This window comes from Kineococcus sp. DHX-1 (assembly GCF_042473625.1).
GTDB lineage: Bacteria > Actinomycetota > Actinomycetes > Actinomycetales > Kineococcaceae > Kineococcus.
On the sequence record NZ_CP170445.1, the window covers coordinates 232,746 to 258,812 of the forward strand.

At 73.1% G+C, this 26,067-nt stretch carries 28 protein-coding genes; 17 read left to right on the forward strand and 11 right to left on the reverse strand.

The window, feature by feature from the left end:
• The first annotated feature begins 56 nt into the window (after positions 1–56).
• Complete coding sequence (locus ACFEMC_RS01055) at positions 57–812, forward strand: SDR family NAD(P)-dependent oxidoreductase (RefSeq protein WP_380176527.1); 756 nt, start codon at positions 57–59, stop codon at positions 810–812.
• Between the two features lie 4 nt (positions 813–816).
• Here the strand turns inward: ACFEMC_RS01055 and ACFEMC_RS01060 are convergent, their stop codons facing one another.
• Genes ACFEMC_RS01060 through ACFEMC_RS01080 form a run of 5 tightly spaced genes read right to left on the reverse strand, consistent with a single transcriptional unit; the run spans position 817 to position 4,142 of the window.
• Positions 817–1,368, reverse strand: coding sequence for an NADPH-dependent FMN reductase (locus tag ACFEMC_RS01060; protein ID WP_380176529.1), 552 nt, complete (start codon positions 1,366–1,368; stop codon positions 817–819).
• A gap of 17 nt (positions 1,369–1,385) precedes the next feature.
• On the reverse strand, positions 1,386–1,982 hold the full coding sequence (locus ACFEMC_RS01065) for a flavin reductase family protein (protein WP_380172751.1): 597 nt from the start codon (positions 1,980–1,982) through the stop codon (positions 1,386–1,388).
• Positions 1,979–2,284 carry a hypothetical protein gene (locus tag ACFEMC_RS01070; protein WP_380172753.1) on the reverse strand — a complete coding sequence of 102 codons (306 nt, stop codon included), beginning with the start codon at positions 2,282–2,284 and terminating at the stop codon, positions 1,979–1,981. The genes ACFEMC_RS01065 and ACFEMC_RS01070 overlap by 4 nt, the downstream gene beginning before the upstream one ends.
• Before the next feature lie 11 nt (positions 2,285–2,295).
• Positions 2,296–2,796, reverse strand: a complete 501-nt coding sequence (locus ACFEMC_RS01075) for a riboflavin kinase (RefSeq protein WP_380172754.1) — start codon at positions 2,794–2,796, stop codon at positions 2,296–2,298.
• Between the two features lie 38 nt (positions 2,797–2,834).
• Positions 2,835–4,142 carry an NtaA/DmoA family FMN-dependent monooxygenase gene (locus ACFEMC_RS01080; protein WP_380172756.1) on the reverse strand — a complete coding sequence of 436 codons (1,308 nt, stop codon included), beginning with the start codon at positions 4,140–4,142 and terminating at the stop codon, positions 2,835–2,837.
• A gap of 355 nt (positions 4,143–4,497) precedes the next feature.
• Between ACFEMC_RS01080 and ACFEMC_RS01085 the strand changes: the two genes are divergently transcribed.
• The 12 genes from ACFEMC_RS01085 (at position 4,498) to ACFEMC_RS01140 (ending at position 19,203) form a co-directional block, all read left to right on the forward strand.
• The gene (locus ACFEMC_RS01085; RefSeq protein ID WP_380172758.1) at positions 4,498–5,298 is read left to right on the forward strand and encodes an ABC transporter ATP-binding protein; all 801 of its coding nucleotides are present in this window, start codon (positions 4,498–4,500) and stop codon (positions 5,296–5,298) included.
• Complete coding sequence (locus ACFEMC_RS01090; protein WP_380172760.1) at positions 5,295–6,338, forward strand: ABC transporter permease; 1,044 nt, start codon at positions 5,295–5,297, stop codon at positions 6,336–6,338. The genes ACFEMC_RS01085 and ACFEMC_RS01090 overlap by 4 nt, the downstream gene beginning before the upstream one ends.
• The gene (locus tag ACFEMC_RS01095; RefSeq protein ID WP_380172762.1) at positions 6,335–7,246 is read left to right on the forward strand and encodes an ABC transporter permease; all 912 of its coding nucleotides are present in this window, start codon (positions 6,335–6,337) and stop codon (positions 7,244–7,246) included. The genes ACFEMC_RS01090 and ACFEMC_RS01095 overlap by 4 nt, the downstream gene beginning before the upstream one ends.
• A gap of 86 nt (positions 7,247–7,332) precedes the next feature.
• Positions 7,333–8,997: an ABC transporter substrate-binding protein gene (locus tag ACFEMC_RS01100; RefSeq protein ID WP_380172764.1), complete on the forward strand. Its 1,665-nt coding sequence runs from the start codon at positions 7,333–7,335 to the stop codon at positions 8,995–8,997.
• Entirely contained in the window at positions 8,994–10,307 is a 1,314-nt protein-coding gene (locus ACFEMC_RS01105; RefSeq protein ID WP_380172766.1) for an NtaA/DmoA family FMN-dependent monooxygenase, read from the forward strand. The genes ACFEMC_RS01100 and ACFEMC_RS01105 overlap by 4 nt, the downstream gene beginning before the upstream one ends.
• 13 nt (positions 10,308–10,320) lie before the next feature.
• Complete coding sequence (locus tag ACFEMC_RS01110) at positions 10,321–11,631, forward strand: NtaA/DmoA family FMN-dependent monooxygenase (RefSeq protein WP_380172767.1); 1,311 nt, start codon at positions 10,321–10,323, stop codon at positions 11,629–11,631.
• A gap of 28 nt (positions 11,632–11,659) precedes the next feature.
• Positions 11,660–12,952, forward strand: a complete 1,293-nt coding sequence (locus ACFEMC_RS01115; protein WP_380172768.1) for an NtaA/DmoA family FMN-dependent monooxygenase — start codon at positions 11,660–11,662, stop codon at positions 12,950–12,952.
• Positions 12,953–12,957: 5 nt separating this feature from the next.
• Complete coding sequence (locus ACFEMC_RS01120) at positions 12,958–14,373, forward strand: MFS transporter (RefSeq protein ID WP_380172769.1); 1,416 nt, start codon at positions 12,958–12,960, stop codon at positions 14,371–14,373.
• A 21-nt stretch (positions 14,374–14,394) separates the two neighbouring features.
• Complete coding sequence (locus ACFEMC_RS01125) at positions 14,395–15,678, forward strand: NtaA/DmoA family FMN-dependent monooxygenase (RefSeq protein WP_380176530.1); 1,284 nt, start codon at positions 14,395–14,397, stop codon at positions 15,676–15,678.
• Positions 15,678–16,967, forward strand: a complete 1,290-nt coding sequence (locus tag ACFEMC_RS01130) for an LLM class flavin-dependent oxidoreductase (protein WP_380172771.1) — start codon at positions 15,678–15,680, stop codon at positions 16,965–16,967. Before ACFEMC_RS01125 ends, ACFEMC_RS01130 begins: the two co-directional genes overlap by 1 nt.
• A gap of 53 nt (positions 16,968–17,020) precedes the next feature.
• The gene (locus ACFEMC_RS01135) at positions 17,021–17,917 is read left to right on the forward strand and encodes an LLM class flavin-dependent oxidoreductase (RefSeq protein ID WP_380172773.1); all 897 of its coding nucleotides are present in this window, start codon (positions 17,021–17,023) and stop codon (positions 17,915–17,917) included.
• Positions 17,917–19,203: an NtaA/DmoA family FMN-dependent monooxygenase gene (locus ACFEMC_RS01140; RefSeq protein ID WP_380172775.1), complete on the forward strand. Its 1,287-nt coding sequence runs from the start codon at positions 17,917–17,919 to the stop codon at positions 19,201–19,203. The genes ACFEMC_RS01135 and ACFEMC_RS01140 overlap by 1 nt, the downstream gene beginning before the upstream one ends.
• A 23-nt stretch (positions 19,204–19,226) precedes the next feature.
• Here ACFEMC_RS01140 and ACFEMC_RS01145 read toward each other — a convergent pair whose 3' ends face one another.
• Positions 19,227–20,084, reverse strand: a complete 858-nt coding sequence (locus ACFEMC_RS01145; protein WP_380172777.1) for a GntR family transcriptional regulator — start codon at positions 20,082–20,084, stop codon at positions 19,227–19,229.
• An 87-nt stretch (positions 20,085–20,171) separates the two neighbouring features.
• On the opposite strand from ACFEMC_RS01145, the gene ACFEMC_RS01150 reads away from it, so the two are divergent.
• Positions 20,172–21,113, forward strand: a complete 942-nt coding sequence (locus ACFEMC_RS01150; RefSeq protein WP_380172779.1) for an ABC transporter ATP-binding protein — start codon at positions 20,172–20,174, stop codon at positions 21,111–21,113.
• 3 nt (positions 21,114–21,116) lie between these two features.
• On the opposite strand, the gene ACFEMC_RS01155 is transcribed toward ACFEMC_RS01150, so the two are convergent.
• The 4 genes from ACFEMC_RS01155 to ACFEMC_RS01170 all read right to left on the reverse strand — a co-directional run bounded on the left by ACFEMC_RS01155 (position 21,117) and on the right by ACFEMC_RS01170 (position 23,497).
• The gene (locus ACFEMC_RS01155) at positions 21,117–21,719 is read right to left on the reverse strand and encodes a ClpP family protease (protein WP_380172781.1); all 603 of its coding nucleotides are present in this window, start codon (positions 21,717–21,719) and stop codon (positions 21,117–21,119) included.
• Positions 21,716–22,321 carry a ClpP family protease gene (locus ACFEMC_RS01160; RefSeq protein ID WP_380172783.1) on the reverse strand — a complete coding sequence of 202 codons (606 nt, stop codon included), beginning with the start codon at positions 22,319–22,321 and terminating at the stop codon, positions 21,716–21,718. Before ACFEMC_RS01160 ends, ACFEMC_RS01155 begins: the two co-directional genes overlap by 4 nt.
• Before the next feature lie 115 nt (positions 22,322–22,436).
• Positions 22,437–23,201 (reverse strand): SDR family oxidoreductase, encoded by a 765-nt coding sequence (locus ACFEMC_RS01165; protein ID WP_380172785.1) that lies wholly within the window; start codon positions 23,199–23,201, stop codon positions 22,437–22,439.
• Positions 23,202–23,251: 50 nt separating this feature from the next.
• Entirely contained in the window at positions 23,252–23,497 is a 246-nt protein-coding gene (locus ACFEMC_RS01170; protein ID WP_380172787.1) for a DUF2630 family protein, read from the reverse strand.
• Positions 23,498–23,557: 60 nt separating this feature from the next.
• Here ACFEMC_RS01170 and ACFEMC_RS01175 point away from each other — a divergent pair, with 60 nt between their 5' ends.
• Genes ACFEMC_RS01175 through ACFEMC_RS01185 form a run of 3 tightly spaced genes read left to right on the forward strand, consistent with a single transcriptional unit; the run spans position 23,558 to position 25,372 of the window.
• Positions 23,558–24,478, forward strand: a complete 921-nt coding sequence (locus ACFEMC_RS01175) for a helix-turn-helix domain-containing protein (RefSeq protein WP_380172789.1) — start codon at positions 23,558–23,560, stop codon at positions 24,476–24,478.
• Complete coding sequence (locus ACFEMC_RS01180; protein WP_380172791.1) at positions 24,405–24,836, forward strand: VOC family protein; 432 nt, start codon at positions 24,405–24,407, stop codon at positions 24,834–24,836. The genes ACFEMC_RS01175 and ACFEMC_RS01180 overlap by 74 nt, the downstream gene beginning before the upstream one ends.
• A gap of 56 nt (positions 24,837–24,892) precedes the next feature.
• Positions 24,893–25,372: a MarR family winged helix-turn-helix transcriptional regulator gene (locus tag ACFEMC_RS01185; protein WP_380172793.1), complete on the forward strand. Its 480-nt coding sequence runs from the start codon at positions 24,893–24,895 to the stop codon at positions 25,370–25,372.
• Here ACFEMC_RS01185 and ACFEMC_RS01190 read toward each other — a convergent pair.
• Positions 25,360–26,016, reverse strand: a complete 657-nt coding sequence (locus ACFEMC_RS01190) for a thymidine kinase (RefSeq protein ID WP_380172795.1) — start codon at positions 26,014–26,016, stop codon at positions 25,360–25,362. The two genes, ACFEMC_RS01185 and ACFEMC_RS01190, sit on opposite strands and share 13 nt — an antisense overlap.
• Positions 26,017–26,067: the final 51 nt, after the last annotated feature.

The window sequence follows — 26,067 nt, forward strand, 5'->3', positions numbered from 1 at the left end:
TCGTGTCCACCGCTCCCGCTGCTGAGTTCCCCTCCCAGTCTCCCGCCGTCCCGGACCTGCCCGTCGTCCCCGGTCGCTTCGCCGGCCGGACGGCGATCGTCACCGGTGCCGGTTCGGGCATCGGTCGCGCCACCACCGTCCGCCTGGCCCGCGAGGGGGCTCGCGTCGTCGCCGCCGACGTCTCCGGCGAGCGCCTCGACACGCTCGTCGCCGAGTTCGCGGACCTCGACCTCGTCCCGGTGGTCGGGGACATCACGACCGAGGAGGGCGTCTCCGCCGTTGTGGCCGCCGCGGGGGAGCGGATCGACGCCCTCGCCAACGTGGCCGGGATCATGGACGCGTTCCTCCCGCCCTCGGAGGTCGACGACGCCACCTGGGACCGCGTGTTCGCGGTGAACCTCACCGCACCGATGCGGCTGGTGCGGGCGGTCCTGCCCGTGATGACGACCGCGGGGAAGGGGGCGATCGTCAACGTCTCGTCCGAGGCGAGCCTGCGTGGATCGGCGTCGGGCGTGGCCTACACGGCGTCCAAGCACGCCGTGAACGGGCTGACGAAGAGCATCGCGTTCTTCCACGGGCCGCAGGGGATCCGGGCCAACGCCGTGGCTCCCGGGGCCGTCATCACGAACATCGAGGCCCCGATGCGCTCCGAGCTCGCGGCCCAGCGCGTCGGACCGGTCCTGCAGACGGTGGTCCCGGCACCGGCGACCGCCGACCAGCTCGCGGCCAGCATCACCTGGCTGCTCAGCGACGACGCCGTCAACGTCAACGGCGTCGTGCTGCCCTCGGACGGGGGCTGGTCGGCGGTCTGAGGTCTCACCCCGCCGTCAGCACCCCGGCGGGCGGGGCGACCCGGTCGGCTCGCGCCGTGGCGCTCGCCCGCAGCACGGCGCCCCACCGTTCGACGTGGGCGACGAGGGCGGGGGTCTGCGCGCCCAGCGCCTCGGCCTGCTCGTCCTGCAGGTACAACCCGGGCGCGGGGCACGTCGCCCCGAGTTCGGCGAGGACCGGTTTCAGCAGAAGGTCCGGAGCCATCGCGTGCGCCGGGCCGGCGCCGAGCATCAGCGGGACGGCGGTGACCCCGCGCAGACCTTCGCCGCCGGCGAACTGGTCGAGGAACAGCTTCAGCAGTCCGGTGTGGGTGGCCTTGAAGGTGGGGGAGGCGACGACGAGGAGGTCGGCGGAGGCGACGTCGGCGACGGCCTGCTGGACGGTGGGGTCGCCCCAGCCGAGCAGTCCCGGGCCCAGGGTCGTGACGTCGACGACCTGGTCGACGGGGGCCTGGGCGAGCAGTTCGGCGGCCGTGACGGCGGCGGTCAGAGTGCGGGAGGCGGGTTTGGGGTTGCCGCACACGACGACGGTGCGCAGCGACGGGGGGTGCGGGTTCACCCTGCGGCCTTGGGGGTGAGGGTGCGGAACCCGGAGGAGTGCCACACGAGCGGTTCGGTCTCCGCGACCCCGCCGAGGGAGTGGACCTCCAGCAGCACGACGTCGTGGTCACCGGCCGGGACCTCGGAGTGGATGCTGCACTCGAGCCAGACGGGGGCGCCGTGGACGAAGTGGGCACCGGACGGCAGGGTCGTGGTGTCCAGGCCGTCGAACCGTTCGGCTGCGCGCAACGCGCGGGAAGCCAGCCTGCGCGCCGCCAGGTCGTGCGCCTCACCCAGCACCGAGACCCCGAGCTTGCCGCCGGCCTGCACGGCCGCGCGCAGCTTGGGCCAGCTCGTCGACGTGTGCTGCACGGCGAACAGCACGAGCGGCGGGTCCAGGGAGATGCCGACCTGGAAGCTCGAGGCGACGAGGACGACGGGTTCGGGACCGTCCTCGCCCTCGACGACGGCGGACAGGGCCGCGACGCCGGAGGGGAACAGGGCGGACGTCGAGCGCAGCGCCATGGGGTCGGCGGCCACGGGCGTCATCGGGACGGCGCCGGTCGCGCCGGTCACCACGGTCAGCTCGGTCACGTCGGTCGTGTCGGTCATCGGTCGGAACTCCTCTGGAGGGGGTGGGTGGCGGCGTGCGCCAGGTCGACGACGGTGGGGTACTCCCACCGGAGCTGGCCGATCGGCAGTCCCGTGCGGACGGCGACGGCCTCGTGCGTGAGAGCGCCGGACCGGCCGAGGTCCAGGACGGCGTCCCGCACCAGGAGGGCGCGACGGGTCGCGCGGTGACCCCACCGCTGCTGCCGGTCCTGTCCGGTCGCGTCGGGGCCGGTGGTGCGCCGGTGCCGGGAGGCGCCGACGCGGTGACGCCGGCCGGCGTGCCGGGGGGACGCGCTCCTCACCGTCCCGCCCGTCAACCGTCCGCCAAGAGGTGCCCGAGGCCTGCGTCCACGGCCCACCGCCGGGTGTCGGCGACGTCCTGCCGCAGCTGCGCGACGAGTTCCTCGGACCCGGGGTAGCGCCGCTGTGGGCGCAGCCGGGCGTGCAGGTCGATGCGGACGGTGAGCCCGTAGAGGTCGCCGGAGAAGTCGAGCAGGTTGGCCTCGAGGAGGCGTTCCCCGTCCTTGCCGTAGTACGTGGGGCGGTGCCCGACGCTGACGGCCGCCACGTGGACGGTTCCGCCGATGCGCACGGTGCCGGCCCAGACCCCGTCGCGCAGCCCGTGCGGGGGGACGGCCACGTTCGCGGTCGGGAAACCCAGCAGGCGACCGCGTTCGTCGCCGTGCTCCACGACGCCCTCGACGCGCAGCACGACGTCGACGTCGCGGGGGGTGGGGAGGTGCAGCTCGTCCGGTGCCGGTGCCGGTGCCGGTGCCGGTGCGGTTGCGGTGGGCGGGCTCGGTCGGGTGGGCATGCGGGCTCCTCGGTCGGTCGGCGCTGGGGACGGACGGTTCAGAAGGCCAGGAGGTTGTCGCGGAACAGTTCGTGCTCGTAGGTGCGGCGGACGCGGCCCAGGTCCGACAGGGACCCGACGAGCCCGTCCGTGAGTTCGGCGATGGCGCGCCGGCTGCCCCCACCGGTGATGAGGTACCCGTCACCCCCGACCTCGTCGAACTCCTCGGCCATGGCGGCGGCGACCTGGTCGGGTGTTCCGACGAAGGCCGGGTTCGTGTAGCGGGTGGCCCAACGGCCGGTCGCCTCGCGCAACGTCCCGCCCAGACCCGTGAACTTCTCGAGCGTGGTGCGGTGACCGTTGGTCTGCAGGTCGCCCAGCGGCGCGTCGGGGTCCACGGTCGAGAAGTCGATCTCGGTGAGCGCACCCATGTGGCCGAGGGAGATCTCGACCGCGGTCTCGCTGGGGTTCTGCATCTCCTCGAACACCTGCTGCGCCTCGCGGTGCGAGGCCGCGACGACCGGCAGGGTGATGAACATGACCTTCACGTCGTCCGGATCACGGCCGTGCGCCTTGGCCCGGGTGCGGACGTCGTCGCGGAACTCGCGCATCGCCGGGACGCCCTGAGCCGCACAGATGACGGCGTCGGCGTGGCGGGCCGCGAACTCCCGGCCGCGGGGAGAACCTCCGGCCTGCAGGTAGACCGGCCGGCCCTGGGGTGAGGGGAGTGTGTTGAGGGGGCCGCGCACCTTGTAGAACCGGCCCTCGTGGTGGATGGGTGCCACTCGTGAGGCGTCGACGTAGGTCCCCGTGGCGCGGTCGGCGACGAGGGCGCCGGGCTTCCACGACCCCCACAGGCCCTCGACCACCTCGACGAACTCGTCAGCGCGGTCGTACCGCGCGTCGTGCTCGTACAGCGTGTCGAGACCGAAGTTCTGCGCGGCCCGGTCCTCCGAGGAGGTGACGATGTTCCAGCCGATCCGCCCGCGGGAGAGGTGGTCGATCGTGGACATCGACCGGGCGAGCAGGAACGGCGGGTAGAACGACGTCGAGGCCGTGACGACGACCCCGATGTTCCTGGTCTCGCGGGCGAGGACCGGCGCGAGCGCCAGCGGGTCGTGCTTGGGGGCGTAGAGGGAGTGCTTGAGGTCGGCGTCCATGGTCCCGCGGAAACCGTCGGAGACCATGGAGGAGTCCTCGAGCATCATGAAGTCGAACTTCGCGCGCTCCATGGCCCGGATCCAGTCGACGTGGTACTCCCCGTCGGTCCACTCGCGGGCCTCGGCGTCGCTCACCCAGGGCGTCGTCCACGCCGGCCGGGTGAAGTTCATGAACCACCCCAGGTGCATCCTGCGTGGCGCGCTCATCGTCGTCCCTCGTTCCGGGTTGTCGGCGTCGTTGTGGGCATCGGTTCGCCATGAGTCTGGGAAGCAGTTGTTTCCGACAGGCGTCGGGTTTGTGAACGTGGTGTTGCGCTGGGCGTGACCGACTGCGCTGCAACGCATCTCAGCGGACAACGCCACCGACCCTGTCCTCGACTCGACCCGCGAGTGGCGTTGTTGGCGGCTGCGGGCCCCTGACCTGCGGCGACGGGTGGCGAAACACGAGGTTAACCGGAACGACGCCGTGCGGAAACGACGCACCGACAACCTGACGGCCACGCAGTCGACCGGCGGGAGCCGTCCTGCGCCCCTCTTCCACCGGCGCACACCGGGAGGTGCCATGCCCTTGTCGAGTCCCTTCACCGAGTTGTCCGCCGAGGGGGTCACGAAGTCCTACCGCCGCGGGGCCCCCGCGGCGGTCGCCGGCATCGACCTGCGCGTCCGGCCGGACACCGCGCTCGGGATCGTCGGGGAGAGCGGATCGGGCAAGTCGACCCTGTCGCGCATGCTCGCCGGTCTCGAACCCCCCTCCACGGGGAGGGTCCTGCTCGACGGGCAGCCGGTAGCCCACCTGCTGAGCACCCGCACCGGGCGCACGGACTTCCGGCGGACGGTCCAGTACGTCGCCCAGGACACGAGCTCGTCCTTCGACCCTCGGCGGTCCCTGCGCGACTCCGTCCGCCAGCCCCTCGAACGCCTGCACGGGCTGGGCCGCGCGGCGGCCGACCGGCGGGTCGACGAGGTCCTCACCTCCCTCGAGGTCGACCCCGTCCTCGCCGACCGCCGGCCCCGGCAGGTGTCCGGCGGCCAGCGGCAGCGGTTCGCGATCGCCCGTGCGCTCGTCGTCGAACCGCGGGTCCTCGTCTGCGACGAGGTGGTGTCCGCCCTCGACGTCTCGGTCCAGGGCAGCGTGCTGAACCACCTCAAGGACTACTGCCGCGATGCCGGTTGCGGGCTGGTGTTCGTCTCGCACGGACTGCCGGCCACCGCGTTCGTCGCCACGACCCTGGCCGTCGTCCACCGCGGGCAGGTCGTCGAGGAGGGCCCCGTCGACGCCCTCGTCACCGCGCCGCGGCACGAGTACACGCGCCACCTCCTGCTCGCGCACGGTGGGACCCCGGACCTGGAGGCGGCGTCGTGAGGGGCTGGGCGACCCGGCAGCGCTGGTGGTTCACGCGGCTGCTGGCCCTGCCGCTGCACCTGTTCCTCTTCGCCGTCGCCACGTTCTTCCTCGTCCGGCTCATCCCCGGTGACCCGGCCCGCGAGGTCGTCGGGCCGGAGGCGAGCGAGGCGGAGTACCTGGCCACCCGGCAGCGGCTCGGCCTCGACGGTTCGCTGCCCGAGCAGTTGTGGACCTACCTCGGTCACCTCGTCCGGCTCGACCTCGGCGAAGGGATCGCCACGGGCCGCTCGGTGACGGCGGACATCGCCGACCGGTTGCCCGGGACGCTGGAACTGGCGGTCATGGCGTTCACGTGGCTCGTCGTCGTGACCCTGTTGCTGTCCACCGTCGTGACGGCGCGGCCCCGCTCGTTCGCCGCCACCCTCGTCCGCGGGTACTCCCAGGCGGCCGGTGCCGTCCCGGAGTTCGTCGTCGCGGTGTTCGGGATCTTCCTGTTCTACGCCACCCTGCACGTCGTGCCGGCCCCCACGGGCCGCACCCGGCCCGGGCTCGCGGCCGCGGACCCGCTCACGGGGTTCCCCTGGCTGGACGCCGTCCTGCGCGGCGACACCCTCGTCGTCTCCTCGATGTCCTCGCGGCTGCTGCTGCCCATCGCGGTCCTGGTCGTCTCGGTGTGCCCGGTGCTCCTCAAGCAGTTGCTGTCGGCGCTCCAGGACAGCACGGCGGCGCTGTCCACCCAGTTCGCCGTCGCCGTCGGAACCCCCCGTCGCGTCGTCTGGGCGGCTGCGTACCGACGGGCGCTGCCCCCGGTGGTCACCATGGCGGGCAACGTCTTCGGCTCCCTCGTCGGAGGTGCCGTCATCCTCGAGTCCCTCTTCGGCCTCGGCGGCATGGGCACCTACGCCGTCGACGCGGTGGGGACCACCGACCTCGTCGCCCTGCAGGGGGCGCTGCTCGTCATCGGGGCGCTGTCGATGGTCGTGTTCCTGCTCGTCGACATCGTCAACATGCTGCTGGATCCCCGGCGCAAGCCGGGACGACAGGTGAGGTCCGCGTGAGCGACGTCCGAACTCCCGACACCCACATCGACACCGACACCGACACGGGGTCCGCGACCCCCGAGGTCTCCGGGGTCCCGGCCCCCCGGCGGCGCAGGGTCCGCACCGCCACCCTGGTGGCCGCCGTCCCGGTCCTCGCCCTCGTCCTGCTCGCGGTCGTCGGCCCGTGGATCACCCCCCACGACCCCACCCGCGTCGTCGGCACCCCGTCCCTGCCCCCGGGGGGCGAGTTCCTCCTCGGCACGGACAACGCCGGTCTCGACGTCTTCTCCCGCACCCTGGCGGGCGCCCGCATCGACGTCGTCATCGCGACGCTGGCGACCCTGCTCGCCACGGTCGTCGGCGCGCTCGTGGGTCTGGTCGTGGGGATGAACGAGGAGCACGGCGGCCTGCGGGGCGCCGCCGCCCGGGCAGCGACCCGGGGGATGGACCTCCTCGAGGCCGTGCCCACCGTCATCGTCGCCCTCGTCGTGGTCTCGTTCTTCGGGACCAGCACTCCGACGATGGTCGTGACCCTGTCGATCATCCTCGCCCCGTTGCAGGCCCGCCTCGTCCGCACCGAGGTGCTGCGGGTGCGGCACGACGCCTACCTCGACGCGGCGCGGCAGGCCGGCCTCAGCGAGGTCCGCCTCGTCCTGCGGCACGTGCTGCCGAACGCCACCACCCCGGCGTTGCAGAACGCGCCCGTCCTGTTCGGGGTGACGATCATCCTCACCGCGGCCCTCGGGTTCCTCGGCGTCGGTCTCCCGCCGCCGAGCCCGGAGTGGGGCGCGATGATCACCCGCGGCGCGGGTGACGCCGCCGTCGGCAAGTTCTGGGCCGCGGGCGCTCCCGCCGCCGCCCTCTGCCTCGCCGTCGCCTCCGTGGCCGTGTTCGGCCGGCGCCTCGCGGCCGACCTGAGCCGCTGAGCCGACCCTCCCCACCCGACCGGGCGGTCCCCGCCGGTCGGGCGCCCCACCCTGCCCGTTCCCGCACCCTTCCCCGAGGAGACCCCATGCCCCCCGTGCGTCCCGTCCCGGCCGCCGGCCCGAGCCGCCGCCAGGCGCTCGCCCTGCTGACCGCCGGAGGTGTCGTCGTCGGGCTCAACGCCTGCGCCGACGAGGCTCCCGCCGGTGACAGCGGAGTGCCGAACACGACGCTCGTCGTCGTCACCCCCGACCAGGCGTCGAACGTCGTCCGCGACTACGGCTACACGGCGGGCACGGACAACCAGGACGTCACGAACAACCTGCACGCGCAGCTCCTGCGCAAGCCGTACGTCAAGGACGGCAACGCCGAGAACCAGGACCTCTACACGTTCGACCCGTACCTCTGCGAGAGCTACGAGACGAGCCCGGACGGCCTGACGTTCACGTTCCACCTCAAGCAGGGCGTGAAGAGCCAGCAGGGCAACGAGCTCACGGCCGACGACGTCCTCTGGTCCTTCGAGCGCAAGTTCGCCACCCCCGGCGGCGGCATGGCGGGCTACTACAAGCCCATGCTCACCGACCCGGCGCGGCAGATCGCCAAGGTCGACGACCACACGGTGACGTTCACCGTCGAGAAGGCCGGGTACGGCCTGACGCTTCTGGCCAACCTCGCCGAGAACATCGGGTCGATCTACGACAGCACCCACCTCAAGGCCAACGCCACCCCGGAGGACCCCTACGCCGTGCAGTGGGGCGTGCAGGACATGCTGCGCGGGAACGTCGGCTTCGGCGCGTACAAGCTCGAGTCGGTCACCCCCGGCCAGGAGATCGTCATGGTCTCCCACCCCGACTTCGTGCTCGGCGCCCCCGCCATCACCCGCATGACCCGCCGCCTCGTCGAGGACGCCGCCACCCGCGCCAACATGGTGCGCAGCGGGGACGCGGACGTCGCCCTCGGCCTGCGGCCGTCGGACCAGAAGGCGCTGGAGTCCGACAGCGGAGTCTTCGTGCCGGACACGAAGACGAACTCCTACCTGCTCATGGCGATGAACACGACCAGGGCCCCGTTCGACAACCCGGCCGTCCGGTACGCCATGGCCTTCGCCGTGCCCTACGGCAAGATCATCTCCGACGTCTACTCCGACCGCGCGTACCAGTACAACCACGTGCTCGACGACACGGCCCCCGGGTACGACGCCTCCGCCGTCCCGGAGTTCACCCACGACCCGGCCCAGGCGAAGGCGCTGCTGGCGGCGGCGGGCGTGAGCGACCTGTCCTTCACGCTCAGCGTCAACAACCAGCTGCCGTCGGTGCAGGACACGGCCATCCAGATCCAGTCCGCGATGGCCGACGCCGGCATCACCGTCGAGATCCGCGAACTGCCGGCCGCCCAGCTCAACCAGGACAGCCTGGAGGGCAAGCTGCAGGCCTCCCTCAGCGTCGGCTCGTCGGTGACGATGACCCCGCCCTACATGCTCCAGCTCCTCACCCAGCCGGGCGGCGGTTCCAACACCGCGCTGTGGAACGACCCGACCTTCCTCGGCGAGGTCCAGGCCGGGCTCGACGCCGGCGACGCCCTGAGCCCCGAGGCCATGGCGCACTGGCAGGCCGCCGAGCTGCGCATGGTGCAGCAGGCGCCCTACGTGATGATCGCCCGCATCAAACCCGCCGCCGTGCTCCGCGCGGACGTCGAGGGCTTCGCCCAGCGCACGGACTTCCGCATCGACTACTCCCACCTGGATCGCGCGTGACGGCGGAGAAGTTCCACCTCGGGTGGTTCGGCGCGTTCGTCCCGCACGGGTGGAACCAGCCCTTCGAGGGGACGGAGGCGAGCCACCGCGACTGGCTGGACGGCACCTTCCACGTCGACCTGGCCCGCGCGCTGGACCGCGCCTGCTTCGACGTCCTGCTGCTGGAGGACTCCTCGATGGTCTCGGACACCTACGGCGGCACGTCCGAGGCGACGCTGGCCCGCGGGGTGTGGGCGCCCAAGGGCGACCCCCTCGCCCTGGCCCCCCTGCTCACCGAGGCCACCGAGCACCTCGGCGTCTCGGTCACCGCGTCCACGAGCTTCTACCCGCCGTGGCTGCTGGCGCGGGCGTTCAGCACGCTGGACCACCTGTCCGGCGGCCGGGCCGGCTGGAACGTCGTGACCTCCAGCGAGGACCGCGCCGCGCAGAACTTCGGACTCGACGGGTTGCCCCAGCACGACGAGCGCTACGAACGGGCCGAGGAGTTCATCGACCTCGTCGACCGCCTGTGGTCGTCCTGGGAACCGGACGCCCTCGTCATGGACCGCGAGACCGGGGTGTACGTCGACCACGAGAAGGTCCACCCCGTGCACTTCGAGGGCCGCTACCACCGGTCCCGGGGTCCCCTCAACACCCTCCCCGCGCCCCAGGGCCGGCCGCTCGTCAGCCAGGCGGGCGGATCGCCGAAGGGGCGCGAGCTCGCGGCCCGCACGGCCGACCTCGTGATGGCCCTGCCCAAGGGCGTGCCCGCCATGAAGGCCTACCGCGACGACATCCGGGCGCGGGCCGCGGCGTTCGGGCGCAACCCCGACGACGTCAAGGTGATGTTCATCGTCTCCCCGGTCCTCGGGGCCACCGAGGCCGAGGCTGCCGAACGGTTCGAGCGCCGCCGGCAGGCCGTGCGCGACGACCCGACGGGTCAGCTCGTCGGCTGGTCGGGGAGCATGGAGATCGACTTCTCGCGGTTCGACCTCGACGAACCGCTGCCCGCAGCCGCCAGGACGAACGGGCACCAGTCGACGCTGGAGACGTTCCGCACCTGGGCCGGCGACCGCACCCTGCGCCAGGCGGTGGAGGCGTACCGCACGGAGGCCGTCGAACTCGTCGGGACCCCCGACTCGGTCGCCGACCAGATGGGCGCGATCGCGCAGGAGGTCGGCGGCGACGGGTTCATGGTGTGGAGCCAGCCCCCCACCCGGCAGTACGTCACCGAGATCTGCGACGGCCTCGTCCCCGCCCTGCAGCGCCGCGGACTCGTCCGCACCGGCTTCAGCAGCACGCAGCTGCGCGACAACCTCCTCGAGTTCTAGGAAGGCCATCCCCATGAGTTCCTCGAAGTTCCACCTCGGCTGGTTCCTCGGCGCCGGCTTCGGCGTCCAGAGCTGGAACCAGCCCTGGTCCGGCACCGGCGCCCACGACTGGATGATGCCGGACCAGTACGTCGACCTGGCGCACTCCCTCGAACGCGCGTGCTTCGACTTCCTCATCATGGAGGACTCCGTCCAGGTCTCCGACACCTACAAGGGGTCGATGGAGTACTACCTGCGCACCGCGTCCGCGGCACCCAAGCACGACCCGGCGGTCCTCGCCGCGATCCTCGCGCACGAGACGAAGCACCTGGGGATCATCCCCACGTTGACGACGACCTTCTACCACCCCTACACCGTCGCGCGGATGATGACGACGCTCGACCACATCGCCAAGGGCCGGATCGGGTGGAACGTCGTCACGGGGTCCAACACCCGGGCCGCGCAGAACTACGGCTTCGACATGCCCGAGCACGACGTGCGCTACGAGATGGCCGACGAGTTCGTGGAGCTCGCGCACAAGCTCTGGGACACGTGGGAGAACGACGCGGTGCTGGCCGACGTCGAGAACGGTGTCTACGCCGACCACGAGAAGGTCCACCGGCTCGACTTCCAGGGCAAGCACTACGCCTCCCGCGGGCCGCTGAACACCGTGCCCAGCCCGCAGGGGTCGCCGGTCATCCTGCAGGCCGGCGGGTCGAGCGCCGGCAAGGCGTTCGCGGCGCGCTGGGCCGAGGCGATCATCTCCAACCCGCACGGCACCTCGAAGATGCGGGCCTACCGCGACGAGATCCGCACCCTGGCCACCGAGCAGGGCCGCGACCCCGACCACGTCAAGGTCCTCTACCTCATCTCCCCGGTCTTCGGGGAGACCACGGCCGAGGCCAAGGCGAAGCTGCAACGCCGCAAGGACGCCGCGGCGAAGAACATCGACGGCCTCCTGGCCGGCCGCTCGCACCTGTCGGGCATCGACCTGTCGCAGTACGACCTGGACGCGCCGCTGCCGACGGACCTCGTGAGCAACGGGCACCGCAGCAGCTTCGAGGAGTTCAAGGGGGACGGGACGCAGACGCTGCGCGAACGGCTCATCGGACACTCCGCGATCGACACCATCGAGTTCGTCGGGACGCCCGAGGACGTGGCCGACCAGATGGAGGGCGTCGTCCAGGACGTCGGCGGTGACGGTTTCCTCATCGCCGGGGCCCCGCTGAACCGCCGCTACGTCGCCGAGGTCACCGACGGTCTCGCGCCGGTGCTGAAGCGCCGCGGGCTGACCCGGGACCGCTACGAGCACGCGATGTTCCGCGACAACCTGCGCGCCTTCTGACCCATCCCCGACGAGAGAGCGAGAAGCGATGTTCCACCTCGCGTGGTTCCTCAGCTGGCAGGTGCAGAGCTGGAACGGGACGTGGTCCGGTGAGGGTGGCGACGAGTGGAACCACCCCGAGCTCTACGTGGACATGACGAGGTCGCTGGAGCGCGCCGGGTTCGACTACGTCATGTTCGAGGACGGCGCCTTCGTCCCGGACTCCTACGGCGGCAACCACGACTGGTGGCTGGCCCGGGCCCGCTCGGTGCCCAAGCAGGACCCGTGGCAGCTGCTGCCGGTCCTGGCCCAGCACACCGAACGCTTGGGCCTCGTCGGCACCATGTCGACCTCGTACTACCCGCCGTTCATGGCGGCGCGGACGGCGGCGACCGTGGACCACCTCAGCCGCGGCCGCGCGGGCGTCAACCTCGTCACGTCGCACAACACCCGCACCGCGCAGAACTTCGGGCACGACGACATCTTCGAGCACGACCTGCGCTACGAAATGGCCGACGAGTGGATCGACCTCGTCAAGCAGCTGTGGGGGTCGTGGGACGCCGACGCGCTCGTCCAGGACCGAGCGCGCAACGTCTACGTCGACGGGTCGAAGGTCCGGCCGGTCGACTTCCAGGGGAAGTGGCACAGCAGCCGGGGGCCCCTGAACACCCTGGCGCCGCCCCAGGGCAGCCCAGTCGTCTGCCAGGCGGGGGGTTCGGACCCGGGGCGGGCGCTGGCGGCCCGGCACTGCGACACCCTGCTGGCGCAGGTGGAGTCCGTGGAGGCCATGAAGGAGTACCGGGCCGACGTCCGTGCCCGCATGGTCGAGGCGGGACGCGACCCGGATTCCTGCAAGGTCCTGTTCATCGTCTCGCCCGTGCTGGGGGAGACCCAGGCCGAGGCGGAGGCCAAGAACGAGCGGATGCTGGCCGGGTTCAAGGCCGACATCTCCGTCAACCTCGCCAACATGTCCTACGCCAGCGGCGTGGACTTCGCGCAGTACGACCTCGACGCGCCGTTCCCCGACCTCTCGCAGACCAACGCGACCCGGTCGTCCATGGTCATGATGTCGGCGAACGCGCAGGGCATGACCCTGCGCCAGGCGGCGGAGTCGAACGTGCGCCGTTCGGTGGAGCTCGTCGGCAGCCCCGACGCGGTGGCCTCCCAGATGGGCGAGATCGTCGAGGAGGTCGGCGGCGACGGGTTCCTCATCTCCGGCAACGTCAACCGCCGCTACATCGCGGAGATCACCGAGGGACTCGTCCCCGAGCTCCGCAGGCGCGGGCTGACCCGCGACGGCTACACCCACGAGCAGTTCCGCGACAACCTGCTGGAGTTCTGATCCGCGTGCCCTCAGACCGCCCCGTCCCCGTGCGGATCCCGCGCGCGGCCTGGCTCACCCTGTCCTCGACGGCCCTCGGGCTCGTCGTGGCCTTCGCCAGCGTGAGCATGGTCCCGGTCGCGCTGCCCGCGATGATCGACGACCTGGACGCCAGCGTCGTGCAGGGGCAGTGGTTCCTGCTGGCCTACCTGCTGGCGTGCTCGGCGTCCATCCTCGTCGCGGGCAGGGTGGCGGACGCGGTCGGCCGCCGCCCGGTGTACCTCACGGGGCTGGCGCTGTGCACGCTCTCGGTCGCCGGGGCCACGTTCGCGTCCGACCCCTGGCTGGTCGTCGCGTTGCGGGGCCTGCAGGGGCTCGGGGCGGCCTGCGTCATCACGAACTCGACGGCGTTGCTGGTGGAGGTGTTCCCGCCGAGCCGGCTCGCGGTGGGGATCGGCGCGAACATCGGCATCATGTCGGTCGCGACCGCGGTCGGCCCCCTCGTCAGCGGAGTCCTCACCGAAGCCATCGGCTGGCGGGCCGTGTTCGCGGTCGGCGCGCCGCTGGGGCTGATCGGGTTCGTGTGGGCCGGTGTCGCGCTGCCGCGGGTCCGGCGGGCCCCCCGCCGGCCAGGGCGACCGGACGTGCTGGGCGCCCTGGCCTCGGCGGTGCTCATGGCCGGGGTGGTCTTCGGGGCGAACCAGGCGGGCGCGTCGGGGTGGACGGCGACGACGGTCGGCGCGCTCGTGGTCGCGGCCGGCGCCGGGGTCGTCCTCGTCCTGGCCGAACGTCGCGCCGGCGACCCGGTCGTCGACCTGACGCTGGTCCGCGAGCGGTTCCGGGGGGCCGCCTACGGCGCCACCGGGCTGTCGACGCTGGCCGAGGGCTCGGTGGCCGTGGTCGTCGTCTGGCACCTGCAGCAGGACGAGGGGTCCTCCCCGTTGGACGCCGGGGTGCAGGTGACGGCGCTGGCCGTCGGGACGGCGATCGCCTCGCTCGTGGCGGGACGGCTGTCGCCGTGGTTCTCGGGCCGCGCGCTGACCACCGCCGCCATCGGGGGTTCGACCGTCGTGCTCGTCCTGCTCGCGCTGCACTTCGCCGGTCCGGCGCGGGCCGTCCCCCTGTGGTCGCTGCTGTGCGCGATCGGGCTCACCGGGGGGATCTTCAAGACCGCCAACGCGGCCGCCCTCAACGTCGGCGGCGACGCCCGGCAGGCGGGGATGGTGAACGGTCTGCGGGTCGCCGTGGACAACACCGCCGTCACGGTCGCCGTGGCCCTGGGCCTGGCCCTCACCGGCAGCGCGGGCGTCGTCGTCTGCTTCGCGGTGCTCGCCTGCCTGTCCCTGTCCGCGCTCGTCCCGGCCTGGAGCCGGGGCCTGCACGCCGACGAACCGTTCCGTCGACACGCCCGTCCCGCGGCCGACCCGCAACTCGTCGCCTGACCCCGGAGGTCTCCCGTGCCCATGTTCCACCTCGGGTGGTTCACCACCTTCAGCAACCCGCCGTGGAACCACGCCTGGGCGGGCACCGAAGGTCGCGACTGGCCCCGCGGCCGGGCCCACGTCGAGTTCGTCCAGGCCCTCGAGCGGGCCTGCTTCGACTACGTGATGCTCGAGGACTCCTCCATGGTGAGCGACGCCTACGAGGGGTCCTCCCGGGCCGACCTGGCCCACGGCCTGTACGCGCCCAAGCACGACCCCGTCGTGCTGGCCCCGCTGCTGGCCGCCGCCACCTCGCGCATCGGCATCATCGCGACGGCGTCCACGTCGTTCTACCCGCCGTACCTGCTGGCGCGCCGGTTCGCGACGCTCGACCACGTCTCCCACGGCCGCGCCGGGTGGAACGTCGTGACGTCCAGCGAGGACCGCGCCGCGCAGAACTTCGGCCTCGACGGGCTGCTGCCGCACGACGAGCGGTACGAGCGCGCCGACGAGTTCGTCGACCTCGTCGAGCGCCTCTGGGAGAGCTGGGAACCGGACGCCCTCGCGCTGGACCGCGACCGCGGGGTGCACGTCGACCACACGAAGGTCCACACCCTGGACTTCCGCGGCAAGTTCCACGCCTCGCGCGGACCGCTCAACCTCCAGCGGCCGCCGCAGGGCCGACCCGTGCTGTGCCAGGCGGGCGGGTCCCCGCGGGGCCGCGACCTCGCGGCCCGGCACGCCGACACCGTCCTCGCGATGGCCGCCGGCCCGGAGCAGATGAAGGAGTTCCGCGACGACGTCCGCGCCCGGGCCACGGCCGCGGGCCGCGACCCCGACGACGTGAAGGTCATGTTCGTCACGTCCCCCGTCCTGGCCGACACCGTCGAGGAGGCGCAGGCCCGCGCGGAGGTGGCCCGCACACCGGACCCGGTGAAGATCGAGGTGGCCCTGGCCCACATGTCCGCCGTCACCGAGATCGACTTCTCCGCCTTCGACCTCGACGCACCCCTCGGCGACCTGCAGACCAACGGCCACCGCACGACGCTCGCCCAGTTCCTCCGGCACGGCCGCACGGTCCGCGAGGCGGCGATGGGGTGGCTGACGGGGAACGCGCACTACGTCGGCACCCCCGAGACGGTGGCCGACGCGATGGGCGAGGACATGGCTGCCGTGGGCGGCGACGGGTACCTCATCACCGGGAACATCGGCCGGCGCTTCGTGTCGGGCATCACCGACGGTCTGGTCCCCGCCCTGCAACGACGGGGCCTCACCCGCAGCGAGTACACCCACGAGACCTTCCGCGACAACCTCCTGGAGTTCTGATGACGTCCTGTGCCACCCCGGCCCCCTTCACGGTCGGCTGGTTCACGGGCTGGGGCGTCCCGGACTGGTCCGGGCCCTGGGCCGGCGACGCCGCCGACACGTGGGTCGACGGGACGTTCACCGTCGAGACCGTGCGCGAGCTCGACCGGGCGGGCGTCGACCTCGTCGTCATGGAGGACCTGAACTACCTGTCCGACGTCGTCGGCGGGACGTTCGAGCAGGAACTGCGCACCACCGCGCGGGCCCCCAAGCACGACCCCGTCGTGCTCATGAGCCGGCTGGCGGCGGAGACCGAACGCATCGGGCTCATCGCGACGGCGTCGACGACGTTCTGGCCGCCCGTCGAGCTGGCGCGCACGTACGCGACCCTGGACCACCTCGCCGGCGGCCGGGTGGGCTGGAACGTCGTCACCTCCACCGGCGACCGCGCGGCGCAGAACTTCGGGCTGGACGCCCTGCCCGGGCACGCGGCCCGGTACGCGACCGCCGCGGAGTACCTCGAGGTCGTGCACGCCCTCTGGCGCGACGGCAGCGTCGCGCACCGGGGCGAGCACCTCGAGGTCACGGGCCGCACCGGGACCCGCACCCCGGCCGCGGGGCGACCGCTCGTCTGCCAGGCGGGGGCGTCCCCGGCCGGGACGGCGCTGGCCGGCCGCTTCGCCGACGTCGTCGTCTCCTACCCCCCGGGCATCGAGGCGATGCGGGAGTTCCGCACGCAGGTGCGGGCGGCCGCCGAGGCCGCCGGCCGCGACCCGGACGACGTGCAGGTGCTGTACCTCGTGACCCCGCACCTGGGGGAGACCGACGAGCTCGCGGCGCAGGCCGCCGCCCGCTACTACGACCCCACCGACGCGGCCGTGCGGCGGCGCCTCGTGCAGATGTCCGGCGACATCGACTTCTCCGCCTTCGACCTCGACGCCCCCCTGCCCGACGACGTGAGCACCGAGGGCAGCCGCAGCATCCTGGAGAACCTGCGGCGGGTGGCCGCCGGCCGCACGCTGCGCGAGTTCATCGGCAGCCAGCGCAGCGAGGCCGTGCGCCTCGTGGGGACGGCGGCCTCGGTCGCCGACCAGATGGAGGACGTCCTCGCGCAGGTCGGCGGCGACGGGTTCCTCCTGTTCGGCGGGGGCGGCGGCGTCCTGACGCGCCGGTACGTCCGCGAGCTCTGCGACGGGCTCCTGCCGGAGCTGCGCCGCCGCGGTCTGGCCGGCCTGTCCGCGACCGGTGACCCGGGGGCGACCCTGCGGGACCGGTTGCGCACCCGCCGCCGCGAGGGGGTGCTCCGGTGACGGTGACGCCGCAGCACTTGACCCGGACGGGCCGGACGTGGCGGTGGGGTGCCGTGACCGGCTTCCCCGCCGGCAGCCCCGACCCGCGCCGGGCTCTGGAGGTGACCCGGCGGTTCGACGCCGCGGGCGCCGACCTCGTCCTGCTCGCACCGGGACCCGACGGCGTCGACTCCCACGACACCGCCTCCCTCGCGGGGTTCGCGAGTTCACTCCGCACGACGGCCGCCGGCGTCGTCCCCGGCGGCGCCGTCGACGACGTCCCGCCGTACCAGCTCGCCCGCCGCACGGCCTCGCTGGACCACCTGCACCGCGGTCGCAGCGGCTGGTGGTGCACCGGTACCGCGGGTCTGCCCGCGGGTCGCGCCGAGGAGCACGCCCACGTGCTGCGGGCGCTGTGGGAGTCGTGGGAACCCGACGCCGTCGTGGCCGACGTCGCCGGCGGGGCCTACGCCGACCACACGAAGGTCCACGCCGTCGACCACCGGGGTCCGCACTACGCGGTGCGCGGCCCGCTGAACACCGTCCCGTCGCCGCAGGGGCGCCCCCTGCTCGTCGTCTCCGCCGACGGGGAGCGCAGCGTGGACCTCGCAGCCCGCTGGGCCGACGTCCTGGTGCTCGACGCCCGGTCGGCCGAGGACGGGTCCGACACGAGGGCGGACACGGTGGCCCGGCTGCGGGCGGCGCTCGTGCGCGCCGGTCGCGGCCCCGGCGACTGCCTCGCGCTCGTGCGGGTGGGCACGACCGACGCCGACGCGGTCGAGGCCGCCGTGCGGTCCTGCGGGGCCGACGGCTTCCTCGTCGACGTCCCCGCCGCCGCGGACGCCCACGACGTCGAGCACCGGACCACCGCGGCCACGACCGACCTCGTGCGGGTCCTCACCGCGCGCGGCCACCTCGCCCACCGGCCGGCCGAGCACGGCCTGCGCCGACGACTGCTGGAGGAGAACTGATGCACCTCGGATGGTTCGCGACGACCGGGTTCGGCGTCTACGGCTGGGAGGACCCCTGGGCGGGGAACGTCGCCGCCGACCTCGGTCGCCCCGGGTTGTTCGTCGACCTCGCCACCTCGCTGGAACGGGCCGGTTTCGACTACCTCATGCTCGAGGACTCCTCGGTGCTGCCCGACGTCTACCGCGGGACCTTCGAGAGCTCGGTCCGCCGCGGGACGCACGTGCGCTTCGACCCGGTGCCGCTGGTGCCACTGCTGGCGAACGCCACGCAGCACCTCGGCATCGTGGCGACCGTCGCGACGACGTTCTACCCGCCGTTCCTCGCGGCCCGCCTGTTCGCGACGCTCGACCACCTCACGGGCGGCCGGGTCGGGCTGAACCTCGTGACGGCCAGCGCCGACGGCGCGGCGCAGAACTTCGGCCTGACCAAGCAGGTCGAGCACGACCGGCGCTACGAGATGGCCGACGAGTGGATCACCGTCTGCAAGGAGCTGTGGTCCTCCTGGGACCGCGACGCGCTCACCCTCGAACCCGGGGGTGCGTTCGCCGACCACGAGCGGATCCACACGATCGACCACGTCGGGGAGCACTACTCCTCGCGCGGTCCGCTGAACCTCCCGCCCGGACCCCAGGGCCGGCCCGTGGTCTGCCAGGCCGGTGCCTCACCCGCGGGACGCGCCTTCGGCGCCCGGCACGCGGACACGATCATCGCCGCCCAGACGGGGGTGGACGCCATGCGGGCCTACCGCGAGGACATCTCCCGCCGGCTGCTGGAGAACGGCCGCAAACCGCAGGACGCGAAGGTCCTCTACCTCGTCAACCCCATCCTCGGCGACACCGACGACGACGCGTTCCGCAAGCGGGACCGGCTGCGGCAGGTGCAGTCGGGGCACGTCGACCGGGTGCTGGCCGCCCTGTCGTACTTCACGAGCATGGACTTCTCCCAGTTCGACGTCGACGCACCGCTGCCGGACCTCAGCGGCAACAACGGGCACCAGGGCACCGTCGCGGACATGGTGCGCACCGGCAAGACGCTGCGGGAGATCGCCACCACCCACAAGGCGACCGAGTCGATCGAGCTGTGCGGTTCGGTCGAGACCGTGGCGGACCGGATGGAGGAGGTCATGGCCGAGGTCGGCGGCGACGGGTTCCTCATCGCCGCCCCCGTGACCCGCAAGAACGTCACGGAGATCACCGACGGGTTGGCGCCCGCGCTGCGCCGTCGCGGGCTGCTGCGGCACCGCTACGAGCACGCGACCTTCCGCGACAACCTGCTGTCGACGTGACGGGAACCGGCCCCGTGCGCGGCTCAGGGTTGCGGCATCGCGATCTCGGCGCCCGCGTCCGGACCCGCCACGACCGGGGGCAGGTGGGCGTGGTCACCGCCGAAGACCGCCACCCGGTCGCCGCGGAAGTGCGTGAAGCTCATCTCCCGCGGGGTCCCGTCCGTCGTGCGGGTCATCAGCTCCCGCAACAGGACCGGGGACCCCACGGGGACGCCGAGCAGTTCGGCGGCGCGTTCCTGGCAGGAGATCGCCTCGACGACGGAACTGCTGCTTCCGTAGGGCACGTCGAACAGGCTCCGGAACACGACGGGCACCGGCGGGTAGTCGACGTGGTTCGCCTCGATGCGGCGCAGGAACTCCGACTCGTCGAGGTCGGTGACGCAGTAGCCCACCCGCAGGTAGAGCGGGGAGCCGCCGACGTACCCGAGCTGCTCGAGCAGCACGACGCTGTCGACCTCCTGGCCCAGCGCCGCCCGGACCGGTTCGGGTGCCGTGATGCGGCGGCACTCCAGCGTGACCACGCGCAGACGACCCTCGTCCGCCGCGCCGGGGTAGGCCCGCGGGCCGATCTCGCCGTCGCGGACGGCGACGATGTCGTGGGCCACGTTCGTCCCGGCGCGGCGCTGGCGCACGACCACCCCGTCGTCGGCCAGCATCTGCAGCGCACGGCGCACGGCGTTCCGGCTGGCTCCCAGCCGGCTCACGAGGTTCGTCTCCTCGAGCAGGGTGTCGTGCGGCATCGTGCCGCGACGGATCATCGACCGGATGAGTTCGTAGACGTGCCGCGGCGACGTCGACACGTCCTCCGTGCGAGCCTGCCGGCTGCGCTGGTACGCACGGCGCCGTTCCTGGTCCCTGTCCTGGTCCCTGTCGCTGCCCACGTGGGGTTCCTCCCGCCTCCGGGCCACCTGCAGGACCCCGGCTCGCCCCCAAGGTAGTCGTCCGACCGACCCGTGAGGAGAACCCCGATGACCGAACCCGTCCAGCCCACCGTCCCCACGCCCCTCCCCTCGTCCGGCCCCGTGACCGCGCGCATCCCCGAGCAGTCCTCGCGCGAGGCCCCGCCCGTGCTGCGCGTGCGCGACCTGCACGTGCGGTACCGGTCCGCGGACGGCGCCGGTCACGTCGCCGTGGACGGCGTGTCCTTCGACCTCCTCGCCGGTCAGCGGATGGCCCTCGTCGGGCAGTCCGGGTCCGGGAAGTCGACGCTGGCGCTGGCGGTCACGGGGTTGCTCAGCGCCTCCGCCGACGTCGAGATCACCGCGGCCGAACTGGCCGTCGGCGGAACCCCCGTCCGCACCCGGCACACCTCGAGCGTCCCGGTCCGCACGCCCGGCGTGTCGATGGTGTTCCAGGACGCCATGACGGCCCTGGACCCCGTCCGGCCGGTGGGGGCGCAACTGGCGAGCGTCGTGGCGACCACCGGGGTGCGGGGACGGGCCCGGCGCGATCTGTGCGGGGAGTGGCTGCGCCGCGTGGGGTTGACCGACGTCCGCCGGGTGTCCCGGTCCCGGCCGCACGAACTGTCCGGCGGCATGCGCCAGCGCGTGATGATCGCCGTGGCGCTGGCGGGCCGGCCGCGGCTGCTCGTCGCCGACGAACCCACGAGCGCCCTCGACGCCTCCCTCGCGCGGGGGACCATGGAACTGCTGGACGAGCTGACGCGGTCGGAGGGGATCTCGTTGCTCGTCATCAGCCACGACATCCTGCTGAGCCTGGAGCACACCGACGTCGTCGGTGTGCTCCAGGGCGGTCACCTCGTGGAGTTCGGCCGCTCCGCCGACCTGCGCGAGCACCCCCGTCACCCGTACACGCGGGGACTCGTCGCCTGCGTCCCGACGCTCGCCGACCGTGGTCGCGACCGGCTGCCGACGCTCGCGGACGTCGGTGCGGGTTCCGCGGAGGGCTGAGCGTCAGCCGGGCGTCAGCACCCCGGCGGGCGAGACGACCCGGTCGGCCACCCCGTACTCGACGGCCGCGGCGCCGGGCAGGACGAGGTCGCGGTCGAGGTCGCGGCGCAACTGCTCGACGTCGCGGCCGGTGTGCCGGGCGAGGACGTCCTCGATCTCCGAGCGGATCCGCAGGACCTCCTTCGCCTGGATCTGCAGGTCGGCGGCCGTGCCCTGCGCCCCGCCGGACGGCTGGTGCAGCAGCACGCGGGAGTGCTCCAGGACCGACCGCTTGCCGGGCGCGCCGGCCGCCAGCAGCACCGCCGCGGCCGAGGCGGCCTGGCCGACGCAGAACGTCGCGACGTCGGGCTGGACGAACTGCATCGTGTCGTAGACCGCCATGAGCGCCGTCGCAGAACCCCCGGGGGAGTTGATGTAGAGGTTCACGTCGGCGGTCGCCGACTCCGAGGCCAGGTGCACGAGCTGGGCGATGACGACGTTCGCGACGGCGTCGTCGATCTCCCCGTGCAGGAACACGATCCGGTCCGAGAGCAGTCGGCTGAACACGTCGGAGGTGCGGTCGCCGCGGGGGGTGGACTCGACCACGTAGGGGATGGGCCAGCTCATCGCAGACCCACCTTCCGGGCCGCGCCGAGGCGCACGTCGGAAACTCCCGTGACGACGTGGTCGACCATCCCGTACGCCAGGGCCTCCTCGGCCGTGAACCACCGGTCCCGTTCGGAGTCCTGACGGATCGTGGCCTCGTCCTGACCCGTGTGCCGGGCCGTCAGCCGGGTGAGGACGGACCGCGTGTGCTCGAGGTTCTCGGCCTGGATGGCGATGTCGGCCGCCGTGCCGCCGATCCCGCCCGACGGCTGGTGCATCATGACCCGCGCGTGCGGCAGGGCGTACCGCTTGCCGGCGGTTCCGGCGCACAGGAGGAACTGCCCCATGCTGGCGGCCATCCCCATGACGAGCGTCGAGACGTCGTTCGGGATGAGCTTCATGGTGTCGTAGATCGCCAGGCCGGCCGTCACCGAACCCCCGGGGGAGTTCACGTACAGCGCGATGTCGGAGCGCGGGTCGTCGGCCGACAGCAGCAGCAGTTGCGCGGTGATCCGGTTGGCGATCGCGTCGTCGACCTCCTGCCCCAGGACCACGATGCGTTGGAACAGCAGGCGCTGGGACAACTGGTCGTCGAACGGGCCCGCCAGGGTCGTGGTGGACATCGGTACTCCTCTGCAGACGGTGGAGCGGTGCGTCCCACCACCGTCGGCCCGTCGGTCGTCCGCGAGAAGGGCTTTCTGCTCGCAGGAGATCCACCGCAGGCGAACGCGCCCGGACTCAGGCCTTCCAGCCCCCGTCGGAGAACAGCAGTTGCCCGTTGATCCAGCCGCCCCGGTCGGACAGCAGGAACGCGACGAGGTCCGCCGTGTCCTGCGGGGTCCCGAGCCGTCCGCGCGGGTTCGGCGCCAGCGCGGCCTCGCGGACGGCGTCGTCCATCCAGCCCGTGTCGACGGGGCCGGGGTTCACGACGTTCGCGGTGAGGCGCTGGTCCTGCAGTTCGCGCGCGGCGGCCAGGACGATGCGGTCCATGGCGCCCTTGCTCGCGCCGTAGGGGAGGTTGTGCGTGGTGTGGTCGCTCGTGATCGCCACGATCCGGCCGGTGCTCGGTTCCACCCGCAACCGGCGGGCGAACTCCGCGACGAGCAGCCACGTCGCCCGCGCGTTCACCGCCATGTGCCGGTCGAAGCTCTCGACGGTGGTGTCGAGGATCGAGGAGTCCACCGACTCGCAGTGGCACAGGACGAGCGCCGTCACGGCGCCCAGGGCCTCCTCCACCGCCTCGAACAACCGGGCCGGCGATCCGGGGTCGGCCAGGTCGGCGGGGACGGCGACGGTCCTGGCCCCGGCCGCCCGGAGTCCTTCGTGCACGAGCTCGGGGTCGTCCGGCTGCGGCCCCCAGGACATCCGGTCGTCGTAGGGCGTCCAGTGGCTGGTGGCGACGTCCCAGCCGTCGCGCGCCAGCTGCGCGGCGATGCCGGCCCCGATGCCGACCCGCCGTCCGACCCCCGTCACGAGCACCACCGGTCGCTGCACGACGACCACCTCCTGGGCCCCACCCTGGCCGGGGGCCGGGTGGGGACGCGACGGGTTTCCTACTGCTGGTAGTGCTCGACCTCGTCGACGGGCCGGGCCGCCGTCTCCTCCGGGTCCTGCCCGGCGCTCCGGCGCGCGTCGCGCTGGCGCAGCAGGTCCCAGGCCTGGTCGAGCGCCTCCTCGGCGGCCCGCAGCTGCGCGTGCTCCTCGTCGGCCGACAGTTCGCCCTTCTGCAGCGCCTCGCGCAGGCGGTGCTCGGTGGCGACCAGGTCGCTGATCCGCTGGTGGATGTCGTGCTCGTCCATGCCCGGATCCTCCCGCGGGCGGTGCTGGACCGCGAGCGCGGGCGGGAGGAGCATCCGGAGGTGGACGAGACGGTGGAGCCGGTGGACGAGTACGTCACCCGCGCCCCGGCACGGGCGCTGCGCCCCTGGGTCGGCGCGTACTCGGGGTACCGCCAGCGCGGGGTCCCGCCGGTGCGGCACCTGGGGCTGCCGTCGCCGTGGCTGACCGTCCTCATCACCCTCGACGACACGCTGCACGTCCTGTCCCACCCCGACCCGCGCCAGCCCGGCGGACGCTACGACGCGCTCGTCGGCGGGCTGCACGTGCGGCCCGCGGTCGTCGCCCACGGCGGACGGCAGTCCGGGGTCCAGGTCGCCCTGCACCCGCTGGCCGCCCGGGCCGTGCTCGGAGCGCCCGCCGGCGAGCTGGCGTCGCTCGACCTGCCGGCGGACGCGGTGCTCGGTCCCGTCGTCGACCGGCTGCGGGACAGGCTGTCCACCCTCGACTGGGGAGCGCGGTTCGACCTGCTGGACCGGTGGTTCGCGGACCGGCTGACCACTCCGGCCGCTGCCCTCCCCGCCGGGCTCGGGACGGCGTGCCGCCGTCTGGTGGGCGGTGACGGGGTCGCCACCGTCGCCCGCGCGACCGGGTGGAGCGCGCGTCACCTCACGACGCTCGTCCGCCGGGAGACCGGGTTGTCGCCGAGCGCGCTGGGCCGGGTGGCGCGGTTCGACCGGGCCCGCCGCCTCCTGCAGCACGATCCCGGGCTGCGCGTCAGCGACGTCGCCGCGCTCGCCGGGCACTGCGACGCCTCCCACCTCGTCCGCGACTTCCACGACTTCGCGGGTCTGCCGCCGACGACGTGGCGCGCACAGGAGTTCCGGTCCGTCCACGACACCGACCCCCTGCTCGCGGCAGGGTCGGGGGATGACGACGAACTCCGAGGCCCCCGTCCTCACCACGCCCGTCCCCACCGTGTGGCCGGCCTTCCGCGCCCGTGACGCCCGCGCGCTCATCGCGTTCCTCGTCGACGCCTTCGGCTTCCAGGAGACCCTCGTGGTGCCGGGGGACGGGGACGTCGTGGTGCACGCGCAGCTGTCCTGGCCCCACGGGGGCGGCGTGATGCTCGGGTCCCAACGACACGGCACGAGCTGGCACGTCGGTGCGGGCGGTGCCGGCTGCTACGTCGTCGTCCCCGACGACGCCGCGCTCGAGGCCGTCCACGCCCGGGCCCGCGCGGCCGGCGCCGACGCGGGCGACGTCGTCGCGCAGGACTACGGCTCGCGCGAGTTCACCGCCCGCGACCCGGAGGGCAACCACTGGTCGTTCGGGACCTACCGCGGTGAGCCGCGGGTGTGAGTGTCTCCACGGGTGTCTCGCTGTGCGAGAGCCACTAGAACTACTAGCATCCTCGCGTGATCCCCACCGATCAGCAGGTCGACGAGGACGTCGAAGCCGTGCTCGCAGGTTCGCGGGCCGTCGTGGGCATCAGCGTGCGGTCGCTCGCGGAGGCCATGGAATCCCTCACGCTGCAGCAGTACCGGGTGCTCGTGCTCATCTGCTCGCGCGGGCCGTTGCGCAGCGGGGCGCTCGCCGCGGCCATCGGCGTCCACCCGTCCACGTTCACGCGCGCGGTCGACCGCCTCGTCGCGGGCGGGTGGGTGACGCGCGAGGACAACCCGGACACGCGCCGCGAGGTGCTCGTCGCCCCCACCGAACGGGCGCGCGTGCTCGTCGACCAGGTCCTCGCCCGCCGCCGCGCGGAGTTCGAGGCCGTCCTGGACCGCATGGACGCGGAGGGCCGTGCGGCGGTCCGCGACGGTTTCGCGCGCTTCGCCGAGGCGGCCGGGGACACCGACATGCCCGAGGCGACGACCCTCGGCTACGAGAGCTGACGTTCCCGCAGGTCGATCTCCCGATGGGCCTTCGTCTGCCGGCGCGTGTGGTGGCGGCGGCACAGGACCTCGTACTCCACGGTGCCGACGGGGCCGACGTCGAGCGTGCCCTCCTGGGCGCTGACGTCCCCCACGACGACCTGCTCGCCCGCGACGACCATCTCGCCGTCGACGGTGCGGGCGTTGTGCGTGGCGCGCCGGCCGCACCAGCACAGCGCCTCGACCTGCGGCACCTGCACGCGGTCGGCGAGCTCGATGAAGCGCGCCGAGCCCGGGAAGAGGCGGGTGCGGAAGTCGGCCGTGATGCCGAACGCGAACACGTCGACCTCGAGGTCGTCGACGACCCGGGCGAGCTGCTCGACCTGCTCGGGGTCGTAGAACTGGGCCTCGTCGCACACCACGTAGTCGAGCGGGTCGGCTGCGTGGCGGGAGCTCACCTCGACCCACAGGTCGGTGCCGTCCCCGACCTCGAGCGCGGCCCGGGCGAGCCCGATGCGGCTGGAGATGACGGCGGCCCCGGCGCGGTCGAAGCGGGTGAACAGCAGGCCCCGTCGCCCCTGCACCCGGTGGTTGTGGTCGGTCTGCAACGCGAGCGTCGACTTCCCGCAGTCCATCGTCCCCGAGAAGAACACCAGTTCGGCCACGGGCGTCGATGATGCCTCATCGCGCGGGCCGGCTGTGGGCTCGTCGTCACG